At 63.2% G+C, this 21,928-nt stretch carries 22 protein-coding genes; 9 read left to right on the top strand and 13 right to left on the bottom strand.

The window, feature by feature from the left end:
• From folE to dacB, 6 genes are all read right to left on the bottom strand, one after another.
• Nucleotides 1-579 (bottom strand): GTP cyclohydrolase I FolE, encoded by a 579-nt coding sequence (gene folE / locus ACWICV_RS14975; protein WP_286134348.1) that lies wholly within the window; start codon nucleotides 577-579, stop codon nucleotides 1-3.
• A gap of 9 nt (nucleotides 580-588) precedes the next feature.
• On the bottom strand, nucleotides 589-2,514 hold the full coding sequence (gene ftsH / locus ACWICV_RS14970) for an ATP-dependent zinc metalloprotease FtsH (RefSeq protein WP_402472122.1): 1,926 nt from the start codon (nucleotides 2,512-2,514) through the stop codon (nucleotides 589-591).
• A gap of 107 nt (nucleotides 2,515-2,621) precedes the next feature.
• On the bottom strand, nucleotides 2,622-3,173 hold the full coding sequence (hpt, locus tag ACWICV_RS14965) for a hypoxanthine phosphoribosyltransferase (RefSeq protein ID WP_105658629.1): 552 nt from the start codon (nucleotides 3,171-3,173) through the stop codon (nucleotides 2,622-2,624).
• 64 nt (nucleotides 3,174-3,237) lie between these two features.
• Nucleotides 3,238-4,164 carry a tRNA lysidine(34) synthetase TilS gene (gene tilS / locus ACWICV_RS14960; protein ID WP_286134349.1) on the bottom strand — a complete coding sequence of 309 codons (927 nt, stop codon included), beginning with the start codon at nucleotides 4,162-4,164 and terminating at the stop codon, nucleotides 3,238-3,240.
• Complete coding sequence (locus tag ACWICV_RS14955; protein WP_454091156.1) at nucleotides 4,161-5,087, bottom strand: zinc-dependent metalloprotease; 927 nt, start codon at nucleotides 5,085-5,087, stop codon at nucleotides 4,161-4,163. Before ACWICV_RS14955 ends, tilS begins: the two co-directional genes overlap by 4 nt.
• A gap of 18 nt (nucleotides 5,088-5,105) precedes the next feature.
• The gene (gene dacB, locus ACWICV_RS14950; RefSeq protein WP_332487022.1) at nucleotides 5,106-6,470 is read right to left on the bottom strand and encodes a D-alanyl-D-alanine carboxypeptidase/D-alanyl-D-alanine endopeptidase; all 1,365 of its coding nucleotides are present in this window, start codon (nucleotides 6,468-6,470) and stop codon (nucleotides 5,106-5,108) included.
• Nucleotides 6,471-6,566: 96 nt separating this feature from the next.
• Here dacB and ACWICV_RS14945 point away from each other — a divergent pair, with 96 nt between their 5' ends.
• Entirely contained in the window at nucleotides 6,567-7,046 is a 480-nt protein-coding gene (locus ACWICV_RS14945) for an inorganic diphosphatase (RefSeq protein ID WP_105658632.1), read from the top strand.
• 101 nt (nucleotides 7,047-7,147) lie between these two features.
• Here the strand turns inward: ACWICV_RS14945 and ACWICV_RS14940 are convergent, their stop codons facing one another.
• The gene (locus tag ACWICV_RS14940) at nucleotides 7,148-8,356 is read right to left on the bottom strand and encodes a DNA recombination protein RmuC (protein ID WP_105662171.1); all 1,209 of its coding nucleotides are present in this window, start codon (nucleotides 8,354-8,356) and stop codon (nucleotides 7,148-7,150) included.
• A gap of 83 nt (nucleotides 8,357-8,439) precedes the next feature.
• Here ACWICV_RS14940 and ACWICV_RS14935 point away from each other — a divergent pair, with 83 nt between their 5' ends.
• The 4 genes from ACWICV_RS14935 (at nucleotide 8,440) to ACWICV_RS14920 (ending at nucleotide 10,848) form a co-directional block, all read left to right on the top strand.
• A complete protein-coding gene (locus ACWICV_RS14935) occupies nucleotides 8,440-9,063 on the top strand; it encodes a pyroglutamyl-peptidase I (RefSeq protein WP_332487018.1) in 624 nt (207 codons plus the stop codon).
• Nucleotides 9,064-9,072: 9 nt separating this feature from the next.
• The gene (locus tag ACWICV_RS14930) at nucleotides 9,073-9,294 is read left to right on the top strand and encodes a hypothetical protein (RefSeq protein WP_133833724.1); all 222 of its coding nucleotides are present in this window, start codon (nucleotides 9,073-9,075) and stop codon (nucleotides 9,292-9,294) included.
• 179 nt (nucleotides 9,295-9,473) lie between these two features.
• Complete coding sequence (gene yczE, locus ACWICV_RS14925) at nucleotides 9,474-10,133, top strand: membrane protein YczE (RefSeq protein ID WP_105658636.1); 660 nt, start codon at nucleotides 9,474-9,476, stop codon at nucleotides 10,131-10,133.
• Nucleotides 10,134-10,245: 112 nt separating this feature from the next.
• Nucleotides 10,246-10,848 carry a hypothetical protein gene (locus ACWICV_RS14920; protein ID WP_105658637.1) on the top strand — a complete coding sequence of 201 codons (603 nt, stop codon included), beginning with the start codon at nucleotides 10,246-10,248 and terminating at the stop codon, nucleotides 10,846-10,848.
• A 9-nt stretch (nucleotides 10,849-10,857) separates the two neighbouring features.
• On the opposite strand, the gene ACWICV_RS14915 is transcribed toward ACWICV_RS14920, so the two are convergent.
• Both ACWICV_RS14915 and serS read right to left on the bottom strand, forming a co-directional pair.
• Complete coding sequence (locus ACWICV_RS14915; RefSeq protein WP_400289648.1) at nucleotides 10,858-11,688, bottom strand: HAD family hydrolase; 831 nt, start codon at nucleotides 11,686-11,688, stop codon at nucleotides 10,858-10,860.
• Nucleotides 11,689-11,812: 124 nt separating this feature from the next.
• Complete coding sequence (gene serS, locus ACWICV_RS14910) at nucleotides 11,813-13,090, bottom strand: serine--tRNA ligase (RefSeq protein WP_105658639.1); 1,278 nt, start codon at nucleotides 13,088-13,090, stop codon at nucleotides 11,813-11,815.
• Nucleotides 13,091-13,128: 38 nt separating this feature from the next.
• Here serS and ACWICV_RS14905 point away from each other — a divergent pair, with 38 nt between their 5' ends.
• Nucleotides 13,129-14,175 (top strand): diacylglycerol/lipid kinase family protein, encoded by a 1,047-nt coding sequence (locus tag ACWICV_RS14905; protein ID WP_105658640.1) that lies wholly within the window; start codon nucleotides 13,129-13,131, stop codon nucleotides 14,173-14,175.
• 65 nt (nucleotides 14,176-14,240) lie between these two features.
• Here the strand turns inward: ACWICV_RS14905 and pheA are convergent, their stop codons facing one another.
• Both pheA and ACWICV_RS14895 read right to left on the bottom strand, forming a co-directional pair.
• Entirely contained in the window at nucleotides 14,241-15,164 is a 924-nt protein-coding gene (gene pheA, locus ACWICV_RS14900; RefSeq protein WP_454091157.1) for a prephenate dehydratase, read from the bottom strand.
• Entirely contained in the window at nucleotides 15,161-15,487 is a 327-nt protein-coding gene (locus tag ACWICV_RS14895; protein ID WP_105658642.1) for a rhodanese-like domain-containing protein, read from the bottom strand. Before ACWICV_RS14895 ends, pheA begins: the two co-directional genes overlap by 4 nt.
• Nucleotides 15,488-15,554: 67 nt before the next feature.
• Here ACWICV_RS14895 and ACWICV_RS14890 point away from each other — a divergent pair, with 67 nt between their 5' ends.
• Both ACWICV_RS14890 and ACWICV_RS14885 read left to right on the top strand, forming a co-directional pair.
• Entirely contained in the window at nucleotides 15,555-16,901 is a 1,347-nt protein-coding gene (locus ACWICV_RS14890) for an amidase (protein ID WP_454091158.1), read from the top strand.
• A gap of 52 nt (nucleotides 16,902-16,953) precedes the next feature.
• Nucleotides 16,954-18,411, top strand: coding sequence for a peptide MFS transporter (locus tag ACWICV_RS14885; RefSeq protein ID WP_105658644.1), 1,458 nt, complete (start codon nucleotides 16,954-16,956; stop codon nucleotides 18,409-18,411).
• Nucleotides 18,412-18,474: 63 nt separating this feature from the next.
• Here the strand turns inward: ACWICV_RS14885 and ACWICV_RS14880 are convergent, their stop codons facing one another.
• On the bottom strand, nucleotides 18,475-18,813 hold the full coding sequence (locus ACWICV_RS14880) for a DUF4190 domain-containing protein (RefSeq protein ID WP_105658645.1): 339 nt from the start codon (nucleotides 18,811-18,813) through the stop codon (nucleotides 18,475-18,477).
• A gap of 56 nt (nucleotides 18,814-18,869) precedes the next feature.
• Here ACWICV_RS14880 and pgm point away from each other — a divergent pair, with 56 nt between their 5' ends.
• Nucleotides 18,870-20,468: a phosphoglucomutase (alpha-D-glucose-1,6-bisphosphate-dependent) gene (gene pgm / locus ACWICV_RS14875; RefSeq protein ID WP_332726969.1), complete on the top strand. Its 1,599-nt coding sequence runs from the start codon at nucleotides 18,870-18,872 to the stop codon at nucleotides 20,466-20,468.
• On the opposite strand, the gene ACWICV_RS14870 is transcribed toward pgm, so the two are convergent.
• Nucleotides 20,465-21,913 carry an amino acid permease gene (locus ACWICV_RS14870; protein WP_105658647.1) on the bottom strand — a complete coding sequence of 483 codons (1,449 nt, stop codon included), beginning with the start codon at nucleotides 21,911-21,913 and terminating at the stop codon, nucleotides 20,465-20,467. The two genes, pgm and ACWICV_RS14870, sit on opposite strands and share 4 nt — an antisense overlap.
• Nucleotides 21,914-21,928: the final 15 nt, after the last annotated feature.

Genomic DNA, 21,928 nt, shown 5'->3' with positions numbered 1-21,928 from the left:
CTACTTTCCGAGGATCAGGCTCATGGCTTCGGCACGGGTGGCGGTTTCCCGCAGCTGCCCGCGCACCGCACTGGTCACGGTCTTCGCGCCGGGCTTCTGCACCCCGCGCATGGACATGCACATGTGCTCGCATTCAACGACGACGATCGCACCGGAGGGGTTCAGGTGCTCCACGAGGGCATCGACGATCTGGGTGGTCAGGCGCTCCTGGACCTGCGGGCGGCGGGCGTACACCTCGACCAGCCGGGCCAGCTTGGACAGGCCGGTGACCTTGCCGCCCTTGCCCGGGATGTAGCCGATATGCGCCGAACCGTAGAAGGGTACCAGGTGGTGCTCGCAGGTCGAGTAGAACGGGATGTCCTTGACCAGCACCATCTCATCGTGCTCGATGTCGAAGGTGGTGGACAAGTGGTCTGCCGCTTTCTGGTGCAAGCCGGCGAAGAACTCCGCATAGGCCTTGGCCACCCGCTTCGGGGTGTCTACCAGGCCGTCGCGGTCGGGATCCTCGCCAATGGCTTCCAGGATCTCGCGCACGGCTGCCGCGATCCGCGGCTGATCAATCTCTTGTAGTTCACTCACGCTTCGATCCTAGTCGGTCGAGGAAGCTGCGCGCTCCTTGGGGCTTAATATCGGGCCCTCGTGGTGCACCGGACGGGCCTCGTTGCTCAGCCAGACTTCGCGCTTGTCGCGCTTTACCAGGTCGGAGAAGATCTCGGCGATCTCCTTCTGGTTCAGCGTCTCGCGCTCCAGCAGCGCCAGGGCCAGGCGGTCGAGCACATGGCGGTTGGCCATCAGCGCCTGGTAGGCGTCGTTGTGCGCCTGCTCGATCAGCTCGCGCACTTCCTGGTCCACCAGGTGGGCCATTTCGTCGGAGAAGTCGCGGGAGGCGGTGCCCATGCCCTGCTCGGCAGCCGAGCCGGCCAGGCGCACTGCGCCCACCTTCTCGCTCATGCCGTATTCGGTGACCATCTTGCGCGCGGTGGCGGTGGCCTTCTCGATGTCGTTGCTGGCGCCGGTGGACGGATCGTGGAAGACGATCTCCTCGGCGACGCGCCCGCCCATGGCGTAGGCCATCTGGTCCAGCAGCTCGTTGCGGGTGACCGAGTACTTGTCGGATTCGGGAACCACCATGGTGTAGCCCAGCGCGCGGCCGCGCGGCAGGATGGTGATCTTGGTGACCGGTGCGGTCTGGTTCATGGCCGCGGCCACCAGCGCGTGGCCGCCCTCGTGGTAGGCGGTGACCTTGCGCTCGTGCTCGTCCATCAGGCGGGTGCGCTTCTGCGGGCCGGCCATGACGCGGTCGATGGCCTCGTCCAGGGCGCGGTCGTCGATCAGGTTAGCGTTGGAGCGGGCGGTGAGCAGCGCGGCCTCGTTGAGCACGTTGGCCAAGTCGGCACCGGTGTAGCCCGGGGTCTTCTTCGCGACGGCGTTCAGGTCCACGGTGGCATCCATCGGCTTGCCCTTCACGTGCACGGCCAGGATCTGCTCGCGGCCCTTCAGATCCGGTGCCTCCACCGGGATCTGGCGGTCGAAGCGGCCCGGGCGCAGCAGCGCCGGGTCCAGCACGTCGGGGCGGTTGGTCGCGGCAATCAGGATGACGTTGGTGGTGGCGTCGAAGCCGTCCATCTCCACCAGCAGCTGGTTCAGGGTCTGCTCGCGCTCATCGTTGCCGCCGCCGATGCCGGCGCCGCGATGGCGGCCGACGGCGTCGATTTCGTCAACGAAGATGATCGCCGGGGAGTTGGTCTTTGCCTGCTCGAACAAGTCGCGAACGCGCGAGGCGCCCACGCCGACGAACATCTCCACGAAGTCCGAACCGGAGATCGAGTAGAACGGTACCGCCGCCTCGCCGGCTACGGCCTTGGCCAGCAGGGTCTTGCCGGTGCCCGGAGGGCCGTAGAGCAGCACGCCCTTGGGGATCTTCGCGCCCAGGGCCTGGAATTTGGCTGGTTCCTGAAGGAATTCCTTGATTTCGTGGAGTTCCTCCACGGCCTCGTCGGCGCCGGCGACATCCTTGAAGGTCACCTGCGGCATGTCCTTGGTGATCAGCTTCGCCTTGGACTTGCCGAACTGCATGACCTTGGAGCCGCCGCCTTGGGAGCGGGCGAGGATGAACCAGAAGATGCCGGCGATCAGCAGGAACGGGATGATGATCCCGAGCATCGACAGCAGCCAGTTGCTTTCCACCGGCTGGTCGGTGAACTTGCCCAGGTTGGCCTTGTTGATCTCATCGACCACCAGTTCGGCACGGGCGGTGGAGTAGTAGAAGCTCACCGAGGTGCCCTTGTCCACGCCATCGACCTTCAGCGAGTCGCGCAGCTTCAGATCCACGCGCTGGTCGCCGTCGAACATCTTCGCTTCGGTGACATTGCCGCTGGTGAGCTGGTGCAGGCCTACGGAAGTGTCCACCTTGGCCGAGTTATTGCCGAAGACCATCGGCAGGAACAACACCACGGCGACTACGCCGACCAGGACCCAAATGATCCAGCTGTTAAAAAGCTTCTTCGTTTTCATTGATCCGACAGGCCCCGCGCCTGGCGCATCCCCCTCACGCACTGCTCTGGCGTCCGGGTCACGCCACCTTCGATATTTCTCAACGCCCCATTGGCGAGAAAAGTTCCCTACTGGTAAATATGCGGGGCCAAGGTGCCCACGCAATCAAGGTTGCGGTACTTTTCCGCGAAGTCCAGGCCGTAGCCCACCACGAATTCGTTCGGGATGTCCATGCCGACGTACTTGACGTCGATTTCCACCTTGGCTGCTTCCGGCTTGCGCAGCAGGGTGCAGATTTCCACCGAGGCCGGGCCGCGGGATTCCAGGTTGGACTTCAGCCAGGACAAGGTCAGGCCGGAATCGATGATGTCCTCGACGATCAGCACGTGCTTGCCCATGAGGTCGGAATCCAGGTCCTTGAGGATGCGCACCACACCGGAGGACTGGGTACCCGAACCGTAGGAGGACACTGCCATCCAGTCCATGGTCAGGTGGGAGTTCAGTGCGCGAACCAGGTCAGCCATGATCATCACGGCGCCCTTGAGCACACCTACCACGAGGATGTCGCGGCCTTCGTAATCCTTGTCGATCTGCGCGGCAAGTTCTTCCACGCGGGCCTGGATTTCTTCCTTGGTGTACAGAACGTGCGCAAGATCGGCTTTGACTGCATTGGAATCCACGAGAATTCTCCTGATTCTAGAGGTGTGGTACTTACCTAGAGTGCCACATTTAGCGGAAGGTTGTTTAGCCGGTTGTGGTGAAAACGATCACCGATTGCCGCCGGAAGGCGCTGATCCTGCCATCCAGCTGCACAGGACCAGCTGATTTGGACTTGGGGACGCCGAGCCCGGCCAGCGCGCACAGCGCCGCCGTTCGCTCATGGCCCACATTCCTGGCCCCGGCTTCCATGGCGGCCAGGCGCAATACTCGCGAGCTGATGGCCACCGGCAGCTTGGCCAGGTCCGGGATCGCCAACCCGTGCTCGTCCTTGGCCGCTTGGGCCCATTCGTCGAGGGCTTGGGCGTCGGCGGCGGCCAGGCTGGCGGTGCGCGCCAGTGCTTCGGGAACATGCTCGCCAAGTTCCTCGCGCAAGAAGGGCAGGATCCTATGGCGGATGAGGTTGCGCTTGTACCCGGTGTCCGCGTTGCTCGGATCTTCCCAGTAGCCAAGCCCCGCCTGCCGGCAGATTTCCTCGGTTTGCGCCCGGGACAGTTCCAGCAGGGGGCGCCGGTAGGCTCCGCGCCGGGCAGGGATGCCGGCCAGCGAGCGGGTTCCCGATCCGCGCAGCAGCCCCAGCAGCACCTGCTCGGCCTGGTCGTCGCGGGTGTGGGCGAGCATCAATGCCTGCGCGTTGAACTGCTGCAGGGCTGCTTCAAAGGCCTGGTACCTGGCCGTGCGGGCCGAAGCCTCGTCATCCGAGGTCTCGACCTGGAGCACCGCCACCGGGTCCAATCCCAGCTCGCGGCATTGCCCGGCGGCTCGTTCGGCCGCCTGGGCGCTGCCGGGCTGCAGGCCGTGATCGATAACCACGGCGCCGAAGGAAGCGGGCAGCGTCGCCGCGGCAATGGCCAGGGCTAGCGAGTCGGCACCGCCGGAAACCCCGATCAGGTTCAGCCCGGGCGCGCTGCTGGCACTGATGGCGGCGCGGGCAAGGTGAAGGGCGCGGCTCATCGGGTGCGGGCCAGCCAGCGTTCCGGGTCATCGAGTTCCCCGGCGCTCGGGAACATCTCGCGGGCGGTGAAGATTTCGTTGAAGCCCTCGTAGCCGATCGCGTCGACGATATGCCGCACGAATTTTGCCCCGCGTTTGTACTGCAGCGCCTTGGCATCCAATCCCAGCAGCTTGCCCAGCAGGATTGCCAGGGCCGAACGGTTCTCGCCACGGGCTTCGAAGCGGCGGCGGATGGTCTTGATGCTGCGGATCGAGGTGACATCGTTCATCACGACCATGGCGTGGCCTTCGAGCACCGACATGATGCTGGTCAGTTCGCTGACCTCGGGCTTCATGGACTTCAGGCGTTCACCCAGTTCGCCCATGGAGTGGGTGGTGCCGGCCAGCGGCTCGAAAGCCTCGGCCAGGGTCTGCTTCATGACCCCGGGAATCCAGGCAGCGTGCTCGAATTGCAGGCGGTGGGTCTGCTCGTGGGTGGCGATCCACAGGTAGAAGTCGCGGGCGTTCACATTCAGCTCGCCGCGGATCTGGGTGATGGTCGGGGCGTTGAGCAGCAGGCGCGGGCCGACGAACGGGTCGAACTGGCCCAGCACCCGGGTGCCCAGCACCGAGAGCACCGCGCCAAGTTCTGCGCCGGCAATCAAGGGGACCACCCCGGGGACGTCCTGGCGCGCTGCCGGGAGCAGGGCCGCGAAATTCTGGCTGACGGCCTTGGCCCAGCCGGACCGGTCCACCACCAGGGTCTGCGAGGGCGCGGAAGCAGCCAGCTTGGAAACCTTCTCGGCCTCCACCAGGCCTTCGCCGGCGGCGATGCGCAGTTCCTCGATGATCCGTGCGGCATCCTGGGCCTGGATCCCCGGCCCGGCGGGCATCAGGGTTTTCGCGGCCTTGGCCGCCAGCTTCCAATCGACGAACTGGTTCATTTGCTGCTCCTGCGGCGTTCAGCTCCGGCAGCCACAGCCACGGATGGCGGTGACAGCAGAGTCAATGGTTGGCTTGTGGGGTGCGAGTGTTCCGTTGGGCTGATCGGCATAGATCGAGAAGGCGAGCAGGCGCCCGTCTTCGGTCATGGCCATGCCGGTCAGCGTGGCCACGCCGGTCAGCGAGCCGGTCTTGGCGCGGACCAGGCCAAGTGTTCCGGCACCGCCCAGGCGGTTCATCAAGGTGCCGTTGTAGCCGGCGACCGGCAGCGAGTAGACGACCTCGCGCAATTCCGGCTTCTTGCTGGTGGCGGCCGAGCGCAGTACCGCGGTCAGCGCCGCGGGCGAAATCCGGTTCCTGGCAGCCAGGCCGCTGGTGTCCACGAGCGTGTGTCCAGCAGCCCCATGGGCCTGGGCCACAGCAGCGACGGCGGCCCCTGCCTGTTCCCCGGGCATCTGGCGGTCCAGCGCCACCAGGCGGCCCATGGATTCGGCAATGTAGTTATCCGAAACCAGCAGCATGTGCTTGATGACATCGCGCAGCGGTGCCGACTTCACCTCGGTGATCTGCTCGCCCCCCGCATAGGGGCCGCGGCCGCCCTCATCCACCTTGACCCGCTCGCCCAGGGCTTGGGCGAAGACCTTGCGGACCTGCGCGGCCGGGTCGGACTGGTAGGCGGTGCTGGTGCTTTCCCCGGCACGCCCGGCGTAGTGCGCAATCGGGTAGACCTGGCCAATGTTATTGGAGGTGAACAGCGACTTGTCCCAGGCGGGGTTGCTGTGCGCATCGCCGAACAGCGAGTCGTCCAGCCACAGCTTGACCTCGCTGATGCCGCGCTTTTCAAGTTCTTCGGCGGTCTGCTTGGCCAGGGTTGCCAGTCCTGCATAGCCCTTGGGGTGCGCCGGGTCCGATTCCCCGTCGCCCAGCAGCACATCTCCCCCGCCGCGCAGGATCAATGTGCCGCCATCGAGCAGCACGCTGGTGGACAGCTGGGTGTCGCCGCCGAGGGCATCGAGGGCCGCGATGGCGGTGACTACCTTCAGGCTGGAGGCCGGGGTGCCATTTATTTCGGAGTTCCTGTCATACAGGACTGTGCCCGTGGCCACGTCGACCACCTGGGCGTTGAAGGACGTCCGGTCGGGCTTGTCCGCCAGGATGCCATCCAGCTTCGCGGCGAGGATCCCGGGGTCCGGTTGCGCGGCGTTGGGGTCCAGGTCCCGCACGGCGACTGGGGATTTATCGGCCAGCTGCGCGCTGGCCGGGGTGTAGAAAGCCTCGGGCTCTCCGGTGAAGAATCGCGGGGCCAGCAGCATCGCGGCAATCACTGCAACCATGGCAACAATCGCCACCCCCAGCGTAATAGCGCGTCGGGCGGCAGTGTTCATATGGTTACATTCCTCTCGCAGTTTTATCCATCAGGCGCAATGGGGCGATACCCTTATAGCGGATATCCCTAAGACTAGTTTAGGAGTGTGCTTTTCATGAGCCACGACGTGACCATCGAGATCCCCACCGGATCGCGCGTCAAGTACGAGATCGACCACGAGACCCACCGCCTGCGCCTGGATCGCGTGCTGTTCACCTCGATGCAGTACCCAACCCACTACGGCTACTTCGACGATACTCTGGGCGAAGATGGCGATCCATTGGACGCCATGGTCTTCATCCCGGGTGTTGACCTGATCCCAGGTGTTGTTGTCGAAGCACGCCCAATTGGCGTATTCAACATGACCGACGATGGCGGTGGCGATGCCAAGCTGCTGTGCGTTCCTGCCGACAAGCGCTTTGACCACATCAAGGAACTTGAAGACATCGACGAATGGCTGATCAAGGAGATCGAGCACTTCTTCACCCGCTACAAGGACCTGGAACCAGGCAAGTGGGTCAAGGCCGAGGGTTGGGAAGGCCGCGAGGCTGCCGAAGCCGAGCTGGCTCGCTCCATCGAGCGTTTCAAGGCCTAGCCACTAGGCTCAAGCCGAACATGGCGGCGACCCCCGAATCGGGGGTCGCCGCCATTGCTTTTGCTGCCGGTTCACTGACGGAGACCCGGACCTGCCCGGCGCTAGGCTTCAGGCAGCATTCCGCTGAGCACATCTTCCTGCGCGGAAACTTCCAGGGTCTGCACGTCCTTGAGTTTCCGCTCCACCGCACGGGTCCGGGTACCGGCATCGCGCACCGTGTTCTGCGCCGTGGCCAGCTGCTTGCCCAGCTTGTCCCAGACATCTCCGTACTTGCGGAACTCTTCCTTGGCCGCCGAGAGCACCTGCCACACCTCGCTGCTGCGCTTCTCAATGGCCAGTGTCCGGAAACCCATTTGCAAGGAGTTCAGCAGGCTCATCAGGGTGGTCGGCCCCGTGACCAGCACCCGGTGCTCGGCCTGCAGCTTGCTGGCCAGCCCCGGGCTGCGCACAACCTCGGCGAACAGCCCCTCGGTGGGCAAGTACATGATGGCGAAGTCGGTGCTGTACGGCGGGGCGATGTACTTGCTGGAGATCAGCTTGGCCTGCTCAAGGATCGCCCGGTCCAGCGCCTTGCCCGCAGCGGCGATGACGGCCTTGTCGCCGTGCTCCTGGGCATCGAGCAGGCGCTCGTAGTCCTCTTGCGGCAGCTTGGAGTCGATTGGCAGATAGATCGTTCCGGCATCCCGCCCGGGCAGGATCACCGCGAACTCCACGACCTCGCGGCTGCCGGGCACGACCGCCACGTTCTGCTCGTACTGCTCTGCGGTGAGGATGTCTTCCAGCTGGCGCGAAAGCTGCACTTCGCCCCATGAACCACGGCTCTTCACGTTGGTGAGCACGCGTTTCAGCCCGCCTACATCCTGGGCCAGGCTCTGCATTTCCCCCAGCCCCTTCTGCACCATTTCCAGCCGCTTGCTGACCAGTTCAAAGGATTCGCCCAGCCGCTTCTCCAAGGTCCCCTGGAGCTTCTCGTCCACCGTCTCGCGCATCTTCTCGAGTTTGGCTTCATTGCCCGAGCGCAGTTTCTCCATTTCCTGCTGGAGCAGCCCCTGGACCTGCAGATGGCGGTTCGCATTGGCTTCTGCCATCGCGGTCAGCTTGGCGTCGATCTCGGTACGCACTTCGCCCATCCCCTGGCGCAGTTCGGTGCGCTGGGTCCCCAGTTCCTGCCGGAGCTCCGCATTAGCAGCACGCACCGAGTCCTGGATCTGGGTGCCATCAGAGCCGGATGTCCTGCGCACCAGCAGCAAGGCAATACATGCCGTTGCCAGAATATTCAGGATGACGAGTACAAAAACCGCGATTACCATGAGCACCTAACCAAGAACTGTCGAGCGGACCATTGCCTCAGTCCTATCAGCGGACACCGACAGTTTGGGTCCATAATGGGCCCATGCATATTTTGGTCACCGGTTTCGAGCCGTTCGGCAACGACGAATTCAATGCCAGCCAGGAAGCCGTTTCCAGCCTTCCCAGGCAGCTGGGCGAGCATCAGGTCCTCACCGCCATGCTTCCGGTGTCCTTCGCGGCCTCCGGCAAAGCACTCGAATCGCTCTTGGCGAAGCACCAGCCCGATGCGCTGATTTGCGTCGGCGAAGCCGGCGGCCGGAATGCAATCACGCCGGAGCGATGGGCTTTTAACGAAGATGATGCCCGCATCCCCGACAATGATGGCGCCCAGCCACGGTCAGCCGCCATCAAGGCGAATGCGCCGGGACGCTTGGATGCCACACTTGATCCAGCAGCGGCCGTCCGCGCCCTGCTCGCCGCAGGCTATGAGGCAAGGGTCTCCGAGGATGCCGGGCGTTTCGTGTGCAACCACATTGCGTATTTGGCGTATTCCCAACCGGTCCCGGCATTGTTCATCCATGTTCCCGCACTGCGCCCGCCAGGGGTTCAAGCCACGGTTGGTGCTGAAACCGACGCATCGGCCAGCCAACCTCGGCCCGGGGACCTGAGCCAGCTATCGTCGGCCCTGGGCATTGCGATACTGGGAAGCCTCGCCCCCGGTGGATAGACTGCTTTCATGGAAGCGGTAATGGCACTGGACGGCCTGGAAGTTGGCATTCTGGTGCTGTGGGCGCTGGGCACGCTCTTTGTGCTGGTGCAGTTCCTCCGCGAACGCTGTGTGCGCACCGCCATACCGCTGGCCCTAGCCATGCCTATTCCCCTGTTTGGCGCCGTCTACTCGGTGGCCCGCTTGACCGGGATCATGATGAAACGAAAGCCTGGATCCGATAATGAATAGCAGTCCCACCCGCTGGATGGTTCTTTTTTCGCTTGCCATCGGCTTTCTTTTCATCGGAGCTTTCGCCCTGGTTGTCTCGGGGCTCGCTGCACCATGGCTGGACTGGGACTAGGAATGTGACCATCTGATACTTGCGGGATTACTGCCGGGGTTCAGCGCAGGGCTAGCCTTGAAGCATCATGACCCTGCATAATCTCACTCCGCTCGATCAGCTGCGTGCCGGAAAGCTCCCCCTGCGTCTTGCAAATCTCTTCATCGGCCTCATGCTTTTTGCGCTGGCCATGGCACTGCTGATCCGCGCCCAGCTCGGCGTGGATCCGTGGGATGTGCTTCACCTGGGCCTGGCCAACTACATTCCGCTGTCGCTGGGAACGATAGTGATCATCGTCGGCGTCGTGGTGCTGCTGGCCTGGATTCCGCTCAAGCAGTGGCCAGGATTGGGCACCGTCGCCAATGTGCTGCTCATCGGGCTTGGCCTGGACTTCTTTCTCTGGCTCATCCCTGATGTCCACGGGTTGGGCTGGCAGATCCTGACCCTGGTTGGCGCCATCGCCGTCAATGGCCTTGGCGGCGCCCTGTACATCGGCTGCCATTTCGGCCCCGGCCCGCGCGACGGCCTGATGACCGGGCTGCATTTGCGCACCGGCAAATCGATCCGTCTGCTGCGCACCATTATCGAGGTGTGCGTGCTGGGGATCGGCTGGTTGCTCGGCGGTCCGGTGGGCGTGGGCACGGTGGCTTATGCGCTGCTGATTGGCCCCGCTACGCAGTTCTTCTTCAAGTACACGACCGTTGCGCTGCCCGCCCAGCAGGGCGCGCCCAGCAGCACCCTGTCCTAGTTCCTCCTGATCCCGCCAGCCGGCGGAACAGCATCAGGCTGGAGCAGCACCGTTAGCCGCCAAGTGCCGCACAGTGCGCGACAAACCCGGTTGCACACGCAATACTTGAATCATGTTTGTCGTTGCGCTCAGCCCCCGGCCCCGCTCGGTCACCGATGTTGCCGCCGCCAGCGAGCAGCTCTGGCACCAGCTGGAACAAGTCGACACCCACGCGCCGTTCACCGCGCTCAGCGGGCAGCTGCTGCTCGGAGTGCCCAGTGACCCCGATGCCGCCGTCGACGCGCTGCTGCGCGTGGCACGGCTGAACTTCTGCAATATCGGGCTGGGTATCGGCAGCCTGTACGAGCCGGTGCCCGCAGAGGCCGACCTGGTCGAGGGCAGGGCGGCGCGGCGCGCGCTCGGCGCGCTGGAGGCGGCCAGCCACCGCGGCGAAAGGGTTCCGATCTGCGTTTCCTCGGGCAATGACGAGATGGACGGCGAGCTCGAGGGCCTGCTGCGCATGCTCGGACAGTGGATCCGCACCCGCACCGAGGCCGAATGGTCCGTCGTTGACCTGTTGACTCCCGGTGTGCGCGGGCAGCAAAAAGCGGTCGCCGGGATCCTGGGAATCACTCCCCAGGCGGTATCTGCGGCGATCGTGCGTTCGGGCTACAACGACGAGCTGGGCGCGCGGGCAGCGATCGCCCGGCTGCTGGAATACACCGACCAGCTCTAGAACCTGGTGCTAGCTGCCCAGCAGCCCTTCCAGGACGATGGCCAGGCCATCCTGGTCAACGCCTTCAGTCACGGCGTCGGCCACTGCCTTGACCTCATCCGGCGCTTGGCCCATGGCCACGCCATGTCCGGCCCACTGCAGCATTTCGACGTCATTCCGGCCATCGCCTACTGCCAGCGAGTCCTTTGAATCGAACTTCAGGATCGCCCGCAGCCGCTCCAGGCCGCTGGCCTTGGTGGTACCCTCGGCGGCAATATCCAGCCAAGCGGTCCAGCCCACCGAGTAGGTCACCCCGGAGAGCCCCAGGCTCTGCACGGCATGCCCGAATTCCTCGGCGGTGTTGTCGGTGGAGAAAACCACCACGCGCACGGCCTTGCTGTTAACCAGCTCGCCGAAATCAACGACCTTGCTCTCGGCGCCAAAGCTCATGTCGCCGAAGGTTTCGCTGGAAAGGAATTCGCCGCGCTCGTTCTCCAAGGCGTACTTGGCTTTGGGAAGCTGGTCGCGCAGCGCCTTGAGCGCTGTCGACGGATCGAAGATCTCGCGGTGCAGGATCTCGACTTCATCCTGGCACACCTTTGCGAGCACGCCGCCGTTGCTGACCACGACATAGCCATGGTCGATGCCCAGTTCCGCCATGATGGGCAGGGCCGCACCCAAGGAGCGGCCGGTGGAGATGATTACCTCATGGCCCTGGGCCACTACAGCCCGCGCGGCATCGCGCACGCGCTGGCTCATTTCCCCCTGGTGGTTGACGATGGTGCCATCCACGTCAAGGCAAATCATCAATTTTTGCTTGGTCAGCCGGTCATCGTTGCCGAGCTTAGTCATAACAGTCATGGCTCAAGTTAACCACCACCGCGGGTTTTTGGCGATGACCCAAGGCACAGCGCCAAGTGAACAAGCGGTTAAAAGCATTTGCCGGCTGCCCGCGAGGGGCAGCCGGCAAATGGCCGGTCATTGGCTACTTGAGTACTTCGAGTCCGCCAAGGTAAGGCTGCAGCGCCTTGGGCACGTTGACCGAACCGTCCGGGTTCTGGTGGTTTTCCAGAATCGCCACGAGCCAGCGGGTGGTCGCCAGGGTGCCGTTCAGCGTCGCCACCGAACGGGTCTTGCCGGCCTTGCCGTCGATGATCTCGCGTTCGCGGATATTCAGGCGGCGGGCCTGGAAGGTGGTGCAGTTCGAGGTCGAGGTCAGTTCGCGGAAGGTGCCCTGGGTAGGAACCCAGGCTTCGCAGTCGAACTTGCGCGCGGCGCTCATGCCCAAATCCCCGGCGGCGGTGTCGATCACGCGGTAGGGAAGTTCCATGCGCCCGAGCATGTCCTCTTCCATGGCAAGCAGCTTCTGGTGCTCTGCTTCGGCGTCCTCGACGCTGGCGTAGACGAACATCTCCAGCTTGTTGAACTGGTGCACGCGGATGATGCCGCGGGTGTCCTTGCCGGCCGAACCAGCCTCGCGGCGGTAGCAGGAGGACCAGCCGGCGTAGCGGATCGGGCCGTCGGCCAGATCCATGATCTCGTCCGCGTGGTAGCCGGCCAGGGCCACCTCCGAGGTGCCGACCAGGTACATATTGTCGCGCTCGAGCTTGTAGATCTCGTCGTCGTGCTCGACATCGAAGCCGGTGCCCTGCATGGTTTCGGGGCGGACCAGGGTCGGGGTGATCATCGGGATGAAGTCGTGCGCCATGGCCACATCCAGGGCCATATTCATCATCGCGATTTCCAGCCGGGCGCCGATGCCCTTGAGGAAGTAGAAGCGCGAGCCGGAAACCTTGGCGCCGCGTTCCATGTCGATGGCGTCCAGCTTCTCGGCGATCTGCAGGTGGTCCAGCGGCTCGAAGCCCTCGGCCTTGAAGTCGCGGGCGGTGCCCACGTGCTTGACGACGGTGAAGTCATCCTCGCCGCCGGCCGGGATGCCGTCGATGATCAGGTTGGGGATGGAACGCTGCAGTGCGGTGCACTTGGCGGAGGCCGCGTCGGACTCGGCCTGGGCGGACTTCACCGCGGCAGCGAGCTCCTTGACCTCGGCAAGCAGGGCGGCGCGCTCGTCGCCCTTGGCCTTGCCGACCTTCTTGGAGAACGCATTCTGCTCGGCACGCAGGCGCTCGTAGGTGGCGATGGTTTCACGACGTGCCGTGTCAGCTGCCAGCAGCTGGTCAATTAACGACTCGTCGGCACCGCGCGCGCGTTGCGAGGCACGGTACAAATCCGGATTTTCGGTGAGCATTTTCAGGTCGATCACATGTTAAGGGTAGCAATCATGAGTACGATGAGAGCATTATGCAGACAAATCGTGTGATCGTTTTCTCTGCCGTGGCTGCTGCAGCTGCCGCCGCGGCGACCAGTTGGTATTCGGTGCGCAAGCTTTCGAACTACAGCAAACCGCTGATCAAGCAGCCCGAAGCGGCTGAACAGGCAGCGGCTACCAAGGTGGCCCTGGTCATCAATCCTTCCAAGTCAGGTGCTGACGAAGCAAGGGAAGCCGTGGTCCGCGTCTGCGCTGAAGCGGGGCTGGAAGCACCGCTGGTCCTTGAAACGACCAAGGACAACGCCGGCCAGGATGCAGCCCGTGAAGCACTCGATGCGCAATGCGACACAATTATTGCCGCAGGTGGCGACGGAACCATCCGCGCCGTCGCGGAAGTGCTCGAAGGCACCGGCGCATCCCTGGGAATCCTGCCGCTGGGCACTGGCAACCTGCTGGCCCGCAACGTGGATATTCCGCTCGATGACCTGCACACCGCGGCGCTGGTGGCAGTGCGCGGGATGGTTCGCCGGATCGACGTCGGGCACATGAAGCTGCAGCTGCTGGACGGCAAGGAGGCGGATCATGCTTTCCTGGTCATCGCCGGCGTGGGCACCGACGCCGACCTGTTTGACGACACCAACGAAGAGCTGAAATCCAAGGTCGGCTGGCTGGCCTACTCGGAAGCCGGCCTGCGCCAGTTGCCGGGCCAGCGCAAGAAGGTCAGCTTCAAGCTCTCGGGCGACGAGAGCTGGCAGACCCGCAAGGTCCGTTCGGTGCTCTTCGCCAACTGCGGAAAGCTGCAGGGCCTGGATTTCGTGCCCGACGCCAAGATCGACGACGGCGTGCTCGACGCAGTGATCCTTTCTCCCCGCTCGGCCGCCGGCTGGACCTGGATCCTGCTCAAGACCGCATTCCGCGCCAAGAACAAGATTCCGGTGATGAGCTTCTACCAGACCTCTGGCGTGTCGCTGCGTTGCGATGAGCCGATGAATACCCAGATCGACGGGGACCCCACCGGCCAGGTCAACGAACTGCAGGTGTCCGTGAACCCGAGCGCCCTGCGCCTGCGCACCCCGTAGCGCATGCCGAAGGCCCGGCCGATTTCCCCTTGCGGGGAGCTAGGCCGGGCCTTCGCGCTGCCTGCTTAAAGCCGGTCGCGCAGCGACTGCACCCAGGAACGGGCTTCACTGAATGCCGCATCTGAATTATGGGTATCCACGGCCGGCTCCAGGCCTTGGGCGGCTGGGTAGGAACCGAGGAAGCGCAGGTGCGGGGACAGCCGGTGCAGCCCCGACAAGGCGGCGGCAACGCGTTCCTCGGCCACGTGGCCTTCGATATCGACGGAGAAGAAGTACTCGCCCAGGCTCTTGCCTGTAGGACGCGATTCGATGCGCGAGAGGTTCACGCCGCGGGCGGTGAATTGCTCGAGAATTTCCATCAGCGCACCGGGACGGTCCTCGGGCAGCGGCAGGATCAGCGTTGACTTGTCCACGCCGGTAGGCTGCGGAATCCTTCCCGGACGAGTCACCAGGATGAAGCGGGTCACCGCGCCGATATTGTCCTCGACCCCGCTGGCCAGCACCTTCAGGCCGCGCTCCTGGGCTACCAGCGGAGAGCAGATCGCCGCATCATGCGGCGGTTCGTCCTCTTCTAGAGCCAGGGCGCCGGCTGCCGTGGAAGAAGCCGGGGTGAATGCGGCCCCGGGAATATTCGCTTCGGCCCATAAGCGGCACTGCGCCCAGGCATGCCCGTGGGTGGAGATCTGCCTGATCTGCTCCAGCGAGTCGATGCCGGGGCGTACCGCCAGCACGAAAGTGATCGGAACCAGGATTTCGGAAACAATCTGCAGGGCTTCGCCCTGCGCAATGGCGTCCAAGGTGGCCGAAACGCCGCCTTCTACCGAGTTCTCGATCGGGACCATCGCCGCTTCCGCGGTCCCCTCGCGCACCATGGTCAGCGCCACATTGACGTTGGAGGCCGCGATCCGCTGCGCCTCGGCAGCCCCGGGAACCTGCAGCAGGGCCGACTCGGTGAAAGTGCCAGCAGGTCCCAGATAGGCATAGTTCATCGTACGGTTGGCTCCTGGCCGTTATCCGCTTCCATTGGCAAGCCCGCTTCGATCCACGCATCGGAACCGCCGGCGACGTTGAAGGCGGTGTAGCCCATCACGGTGAGCCACGATGCGGCCTGGGCCGAACGGCCACCGGTACGGCAGATGACGTAGGTGTCTACATCCGGGTCAAGCTCGGAAATCTTCTCTGGCAAGGAGCCAAGGGGAATATGGGTTGCTCCGGCAGCGCGGCCGGCTTCCCATTCGAAGTCTTCGCGCACGTCAAGGATGAAGGCATCCTTCGGGACATCATTGACCGAAACAGTCTCAAAATCGCTCACGGCTAGCATTCCTCTCACATAGGGTGTTTGCTTATAAGACTAGTCATTTCCTGCGTCGAAAGCCGACATGTTTCCCTCAAGCGCCCTGAAATTGCGAGACGAGCTGGCCCGCGGCGAGCGTTCAAGCCGCGAGGTCACCGAGCACTACCTCAAGCGCATCGAAGAGCAGGCGGACCTAGGTGCTTTCGTCCACGTGGCAGAAAATGCGATGGAGGCCGCGGCAGCGGCGGACCAGGCGCATGCCCGTGGCGACATTGGCCGCTTGCATGGGCTCCCCACCGCGTTCAAGGACCTCAATGACGTGGCCGGGATGCCTACCACCTATGGCACTGCGGCGATGCCTGCGATGGTCGCTGAACGTGATCACTCCTTGGTGGCCAGGCTGCGCGCCGAGGGCGTGGTGGTCCTGGGCAAGACGCAGGTTCCGGAATTCGGGCTGAGCAGCTATTCAGAGAACCTCGTGGCGCCCCCATCACGCAATCCCTTTGATCCCACGCGCTCGTCGGGCGGTTCCTCTGGCGGGCAGGCCGCGGCGATTGCCGCCGGCATGATTCCGCTGGGTCCGGGCTCTGATGGCGGCGGTTCGGTTCGCATCCCCGCGGCCGCCTGCGGACTGGTAGGCCTGAAGCCTTCTTTGGGCCGCGTTCCCAGCGACATCCTTGATGGCTACACCGATTCCATGGGCGCACCGAAGCTAGCGGTTAGCGGACCGTTGACCCATGATGCCTTGGATGCGGCTTTGCTGCTTGACGCCATGCGCGGCAAGGACCACTATCTGCCGTTGCTGCAGGGAAGCTACCCCCAGCGCCTGGACGGACTGAAGATTGGGTACAGCACCCATTCCCCGTTTGAACCGGTCTATGAAATTACCCTGGCGCAAGAAGCCCGGGCTTCATTTGCCCAGGGCCTTGAACGCCTTGGAGAACGGCATCGCGTCCAGCCGGCCAACCTGCACTACGCCACGGACTATCCGGAAACCTTCGCGGCGGTGTGGACCAATGGCCTGAAAGACGTTCCGGTCGCGGATGATTCGCTGCTCGGCGACTTGGCAAGGGATTTCCGCCGACGTGCCGCCGACCGCTCGCTGGAACAGAGCCTGCAGGCAGGTTCGAGGTTGAAGCAGATTGCGGCCGACTTCGTGCGCCAATGGTCCGCCTACGATGTCGTGGCCACCCCTGCCATGGCCTCGATCCCGCCGAAGATCGGGCACTATACACAATCCACAGCCGATGTGGATTATATGTTGCAGTGCCGGTACACCCCCTACACCTCCATGGTGAACGTCGCCTCAGTAGCGGCCATCACCGTTCCGGTAGGCCACTCCAACGAGGGGTTACCAATGAGTATTCAGCTGATTTCCCCGCGCTCGGACGAAGGACTGCTGCTCGCGCTGGCCGTCCAGATGCAGGTGTGACCTTTCCCATATAAGTAGGTACTCGGGTGGGCAAGGGCGAAAAATATTACGTATGTCTACTGCAACAACGAGCACCAAAGCTTCCGGAAAGACCTTCTTCGGTCACCCCGGTGCGCTCGCAAGCCTCTTCAGCGTGGAAATGTGGGAACGATTCTCCTTCTACGGCATGCAGGGCTTGCTGGCTTACTACATGTACTACTCGGTCACCGACGGCGGCCTGGGCATGGACCAGGGTCTGGCTCTGTCGCTGGTCGGCGCCTACGGCGGCGCTGTCTACCTGTCCACCATCCTGGGCGCGTGGCTCTCCGACCGCCTGTTCGGCTCGGAACGCGTCCTGTTCTTCTCGGCTATCGCGATCATGATCGGCCATATTGGCCTGGCGCTCCTGCCCGGCTATGCCGGACTGGTTATCGGCCTGATCTTCGTTGCCGTCGGTTCCGGCGGCCTGAAGGCCAACGCTGTAGCCCTGGTGGGCTCCCTGTACTCCAAGGAAGATCCGCGCATCGATGCCGGCTTCTCCCTGTTCTACATGGGCGTGAACATCGGCGGGCTGCTCGGCCCACTGCTCACCGGTTGGCTGCAGGTCCAGTACGGCTTCCACATCGGCTTCGCCGCTGCCGCGGTCGGCATGGCTATCGGCCTGGGGATCTATGCCCTTGGACGCAAGAAGCTGCCGGACTCCGGCCGCATCCCAAGCAACCCGCTGCCTGCCTCTGAGCGCAACCGCTATGTGGTCATCTTCGCTGCCGTGATCGTTTTGATCATTGCCGCTTTCGCATCCAAGATCGTGACTCCGGAGAATTTGGCAAGCACCATCGCCTACGTGGTGATCGCCGCTTCGATCATCTACTTCGCGTTGATCCTGCGCAGCAAGAAGGTTGACGCCACCGAGCGCAAGCAAGTCTGGGCATTCATTCCGTTCTACATCGGTTCGGCTGCCTTCTGGGCCCTGTTCCAGCAGCAGTTCACCTTCATTGCCGCTTACTCGGATCAGCGCCTGGACCGCCACCTGGGCAGCTGGGAAATGCCACCGAGCTGGGTTACCTCGATCAACCCGGTCTTCATCATCATCTTCGCCGGTATCTTCGCCGCATTGTGGACCAAACTGGGCAAGCGCCAGCCACGCACTTCAATGAAGTTCGGCCTGGCACTGGTGGTTGTGGGTGCGGCCTTCTTGCTGTTCATCCCGCTGGAATCCTTCGTGAAGACCCCGCTGCTGGCGCTGGTCGGCATCCTGCTGCTGTGCACCTTTGCCGAGCTGCTGCTCTCGCCAGTGGGCCAGGCAATTGCCACCAAGCTGGCTCCGGCCGCCTTCGGCACCCAGATGATCGCCTTGTTCTTCCTGTCGGTTTCGCTGGGCACCACCCTGTCGGGTGTGCTGGCCGGCTACTACACCGAGGGCAACGAGATCCCGTACTTCATCGCCATGGGCGGCACCGCTGTTGTCCTGGGTATTGCCATGATGGCAGCTACCCCGGCCTTGAAGAAGCTGATGGGCCCGATCCTCTAAGCGTTCGAGCATGCGAAAAGCGGTTGGTTCATTTGAACCAACCGCTTTTTTCATGCCCGGGGGTTATCGAAGAAGCCCTTGTGAGAAGGTCACGTTGTCGTAATACGAGTCGTAGCCGAACCCGGTTGACAATGCCCAGAAGAACCAGATGGCTACCGCATAAATGACTATGGCTAGTGCCAATCCAATCCATGAGGTAATTAGCCCGGCCAGGCTCAAGCCCCGGGAGCTGGGTTCACGCCGGTAGGCCAGGTGCCCGGTAATGACTCCGGCCAGCGGAACAAGGATAATGACAGTGAAGCCTAGCAACGACAAGATGCCAAGCACCAGGGAAGCCACCGAGAGGCCGGCGGATTCAGGCGGTCGTTGGTAGGGGTTCTGCGGATACTGGTAGTAGCTCATTTGCCTACCATTCTTCTACGAAACTGCGATAAGCGCATCAATCTGAAAGGCAATCTGTGGCACACCTCCGAGCTGGCCAGCCAGCCCAAGAATCAGACCTGATCAATTTGCAGGAGGTACTCGATGCCTACAGCACCCTGGTTCCTTCCAGCGGCAACCCCGACCAGGCCGTCATTTTCGGCACCTCGGGACATCGCGGAAGCTCCCTGAACACCACCTTCAATGAAATGCATATCGCTGCGATCACCCAGGCCGTGGTCGACTACCGCAACGGTGCGGGGATCACCGGCCCGATGTACGTGGGCAAGGACAGCCACGCACTCTCCGCGCCCGCATACCGCACCGCCCTTGAAGTCTTGGCAGGCAACGGCGTCACCGTGCTCGCCGATGACGGACTGACTCCCACTCCAGCGGTCAGCCACGCAATCCTGGTACATAACGCTAGCGGCGGCGAACAGGCCGATGGCCTGATCATCACCCCATCGCACAACCCGCCAACCGACGGCGGCATCAAGTACAACCCGCCGCATGGCGGACCGGCAGAATCCGGAATCACCGGACCCATCGCTGCACGGGCCAACGAATTGCTGGCCAGCGGAGCGGTCAAGCGCGGCGAGCCGAATGCCCGGCCTTTCGACTTCCGCGAACTGTACATCGCCAATTTGGCTGAAGTCATCGACTTCAAGGCCATCGCCGAGTCCGGCATTTCCATTGGCGCAGATCCGCTGGGCGGGGCTTCGGTGCACTACTGGGGCGAAATCGGCCGCCGATACGGCCTGAACCTCGAAGTGGTCAACGAGTCCGTGGATCCGCGCTTCGGCTTCATGACCTTGGACAAGGACGGGAAGATCCGCATGGATTGCTCCTCCGCCCATGCAATGGCCTCCCTCGTGGCCAATCGCGAGAAGTACGACATCGCGACCGGCAACGATGCCGATGCTGACCGCCACGGCATTGTCACCCCGGATGCCGGCCTGATGAATCCGAACCACTTCCTGGCCGTGGCCATCGACTACCTGCTCACCCACCGTCCGCAGTGGCCAGGTGATGCCCAGATCGGCAAGACCCTGGTCTCCTCGGTGCTCATCGACAAGGTGGTGGCTTCCCACAGCCGGACCCTGCGCGAGGTACCGGTGGGCTTCAAGTACTTCGTTGAACCGCTGGCTTCCGGCAGGGTCGCTTTTTGCGGCGAGGAATCGGCCGGGGCGAGCTTCTTGGACTTCTCCGGCAAGGCGTTCAGCACCGACAAGGACGGCCTGATGCTGGCCCTGCTGGCCAGCGAGATCCGCGCAGTAACCGGCAAGAGCCCCAGCCAGCTGCATGCCGAACTGGTAGAGCGCCACGGCCCCAGCTTCTACGACCGCTTTGACGCGCCCGCAAACCGCGAGCAGAAGGCCGTACTGGGCAAGCTGGACCCATCGATGGTCACCGCTACCGAACTGGCATCGGATCCGATTACCGCCAAGGCCACGCAAGCGGCCGGCTTCCCCATTGGCGGCTTGAAGGTTTCCAGCGAGCACGCATGGTTTGCCGCGCGCCCATCGGGCACGGAAGACATCTACAAGATCTATGCAGAATCAACAAAATCACCCGAGCATCTGCAGCAGGTGCTGGCTGAAGCTCGGGTGATTGTTGATGCTGCGCTAGCTGGCTAGTGCAGCTTTGCGGTCCATGGATCGATGGCCACGGCTGGCTGCTTGCGGGTAGCCAGCCAGTGGCCCAGCCAGAGCAGCAGGAAGATCGGCAGGCCAATGTAGCTCGAAGCCATCTGCAGCAAGTTTCCATCCACGATCGCCTGGTAGTTCTGGCCGACGATCACCACGATCAGGATCACGAAAGCCAGGATCGGTCCCAACGGGAACAGTGGCGCCTTGTACGGCAGGTTCGCGAGATCCTGCCCGCTGGCAATATATGCCTTGCGGAATTTGTAGTGGCACACTGCGATACCCACCCAGGCAATGAAGCCGGAGAGACCCGAAACGTTCAGCAACCAGGTATATGCCGAACCCTGGCCGACAATCGCGGTCAGGAAGCCGAAAAGGCCTACCGAGGCGGTTAGCAGCATTGCCGGCATGGGAACGCCGCGCTTGTTCAAGCGGGCGAAGATCTTTGGAGCCTTGCCGTCCAACGCCATCGAATAAAGCATGCGCGCAGAGGCATATAGGCCGGAGTTGCCTGCGGAGAGGATAGCCGACAGGATCACCGCATTCATCAGTGCCGCGGCGAAGGCTACGCCCGCACGTTCGAAGACCAGGGTGAATGGCGAGGTGGTGATATCCGATGCCTCGGAAGAGAGCAGGGATGGATCCATATACGGGATCAGCATGCCAATGACGAAGATCGCGCCGATGTAGAAGAGCATGATGCGCCAGAAGATCGCCTTGATGGCGCGTGGGATGTCGCGCTGGGGGTTCTCGGCTTCACCGGCGGCCACGCCGATCAGTTCGGTTCCCTGGAAGGAAAAACCGGCGATCATGAAGACCGAGACGATGGACAGCCAGCCGCCAACAAATGGCGCTTCGCCATCGGTCCAATTGCTGAAGCCAGGGGTGGAGTCGCCCAGGATGCCGAAGATCATCGCGACACCGCAGATCAAGAAGACCACCACGGTGATGACCTTGATCGCGGCCAACCAGTATTCGCCCTCGCCAAAGGCCTTGGCGGACAGCGCATTCAATCCGGTGAGCAGCACCAGGAAGATGGCCGCCCAGATCCATCCCGGGGCATCAGGGAACCAGTAGGACATGATGATGCCAGCTGCCACCAGTTCGGCAGCCACGGTAATGGCCCAGTTGAACCAGTAGTTCCAGCCGATCGCGAAGCCGAAGTGGCGGTTCACGAAGACCGTTGCGTAAGTCTGGAAGGAGCCGGCGACCGGAAGCCGGGCGCTCATTTCTCCCAACGACTGCATCAAGAGCAGCACCATCATGCCGATCAGCGCGTAGGCCACCAGCGAGCCACCGGGGCCAGCTTGGGCAATGGTGCCGCCGGACGCGACGAATAGTCCGGTACCAATCGAGCCGCCAATGGCAATCATCTGCATATGGCGAGCTTTGAGGCCACGCTTCAGACCGTCCTGGGACGGTGCGGGCTCAGTCATGCGTTACATCTCCTG

It is taken from the genome of Glutamicibacter sp. NPDC055354 (genome assembly GCF_053644955.1).
Note: the sequence above shows the minus strand (reverse complement) of the source record. Positions and strands in the feature narration are given on the sequence as shown.

Excerpts from the sequence above, each read along its gene's own strand:
- ftsH (WP_402472122.1), bottom strand. The coding sequence starts at position 2,514 with ATGAAAACGAAGAAGCTTTTTAACAGCTGGATCATTTGGGTCCTGGTC.
- ACWICV_RS14880 (WP_105658645.1), bottom strand. The coding sequence starts at position 18,813 with ATGAGCTACTACCAGTATCCGCAGAACCCCTACCAACGACCGCCTGAA.
- dacB (WP_332487022.1), bottom strand. The coding sequence starts at position 6,470 with ATGAACACTGCCGCCCGACGCGCTATTACGCTGGGGGTGGCGATTGTT.
- yczE (WP_105658636.1), top strand. The coding sequence starts at position 9,474 with ATGACCCTGCATAATCTCACTCCGCTCGATCAGCTGCGTGCCGGAAAG.
- ACWICV_RS14935 (WP_332487018.1), top strand. The coding sequence starts at position 8,440 with ATGCATATTTTGGTCACCGGTTTCGAGCCGTTCGGCAACGACGAATTC.
- ACWICV_RS14920 (WP_105658637.1), top strand. The coding sequence starts at position 10,246 with ATGTTTGTCGTTGCGCTCAGCCCCCGGCCCCGCTCGGTCACCGATGTT.
- ACWICV_RS14945 (WP_105658632.1), top strand. The coding sequence starts at position 6,567 with ATGAGCCACGACGTGACCATCGAGATCCCCACCGGATCGCGCGTCAAG.
- ACWICV_RS14890 (WP_454091158.1), top strand. The coding sequence starts at position 15,555 with ATGTTTCCCTCAAGCGCCCTGAAATTGCGAGACGAGCTGGCCCGCGGC.
- ACWICV_RS14955 (WP_454091156.1), bottom strand. The coding sequence starts at position 5,087 with ATGAACCAGTTCGTCGATTGGAAGCTGGCGGCCAAGGCCGCGAAAACC.
- ACWICV_RS14885 (WP_105658644.1), top strand. The coding sequence starts at position 16,954 with ATGTCTACTGCAACAACGAGCACCAAAGCTTCCGGAAAGACCTTCTTC.
- ACWICV_RS14870 (WP_105658647.1), bottom strand. The coding sequence starts at position 21,913 with ATGACTGAGCCCGCACCGTCCCAGGACGGTCTGAAGCGTGGCCTCAAA.
- ACWICV_RS14940 (WP_105662171.1), bottom strand. The coding sequence starts at position 8,356 with ATGGTAATCGCGGTTTTTGTACTCGTCATCCTGAATATTCTGGCAACG.
- ACWICV_RS14930 (WP_133833724.1), top strand. The coding sequence starts at position 9,073 with ATGGAAGCGGTAATGGCACTGGACGGCCTGGAAGTTGGCATTCTGGTG.
- ACWICV_RS14905 (WP_105658640.1), top strand. The coding sequence starts at position 13,129 with ATGCAGACAAATCGTGTGATCGTTTTCTCTGCCGTGGCTGCTGCAGCT.
- pheA (WP_454091157.1), bottom strand. The coding sequence starts at position 15,164 with ATGAACTATGCCTATCTGGGACCTGCTGGCACTTTCACCGAGTCGGCC.
- ACWICV_RS14915 (WP_400289648.1), bottom strand. The coding sequence starts at position 11,688 with ATGACTGTTATGACTAAGCTCGGCAACGATGACCGGCTGACCAAGCAA.
- tilS (WP_286134349.1), bottom strand. The coding sequence starts at position 4,164 with ATGAGCCGCGCCCTTCACCTTGCCCGCGCCGCCATCAGTGCCAGCAGC.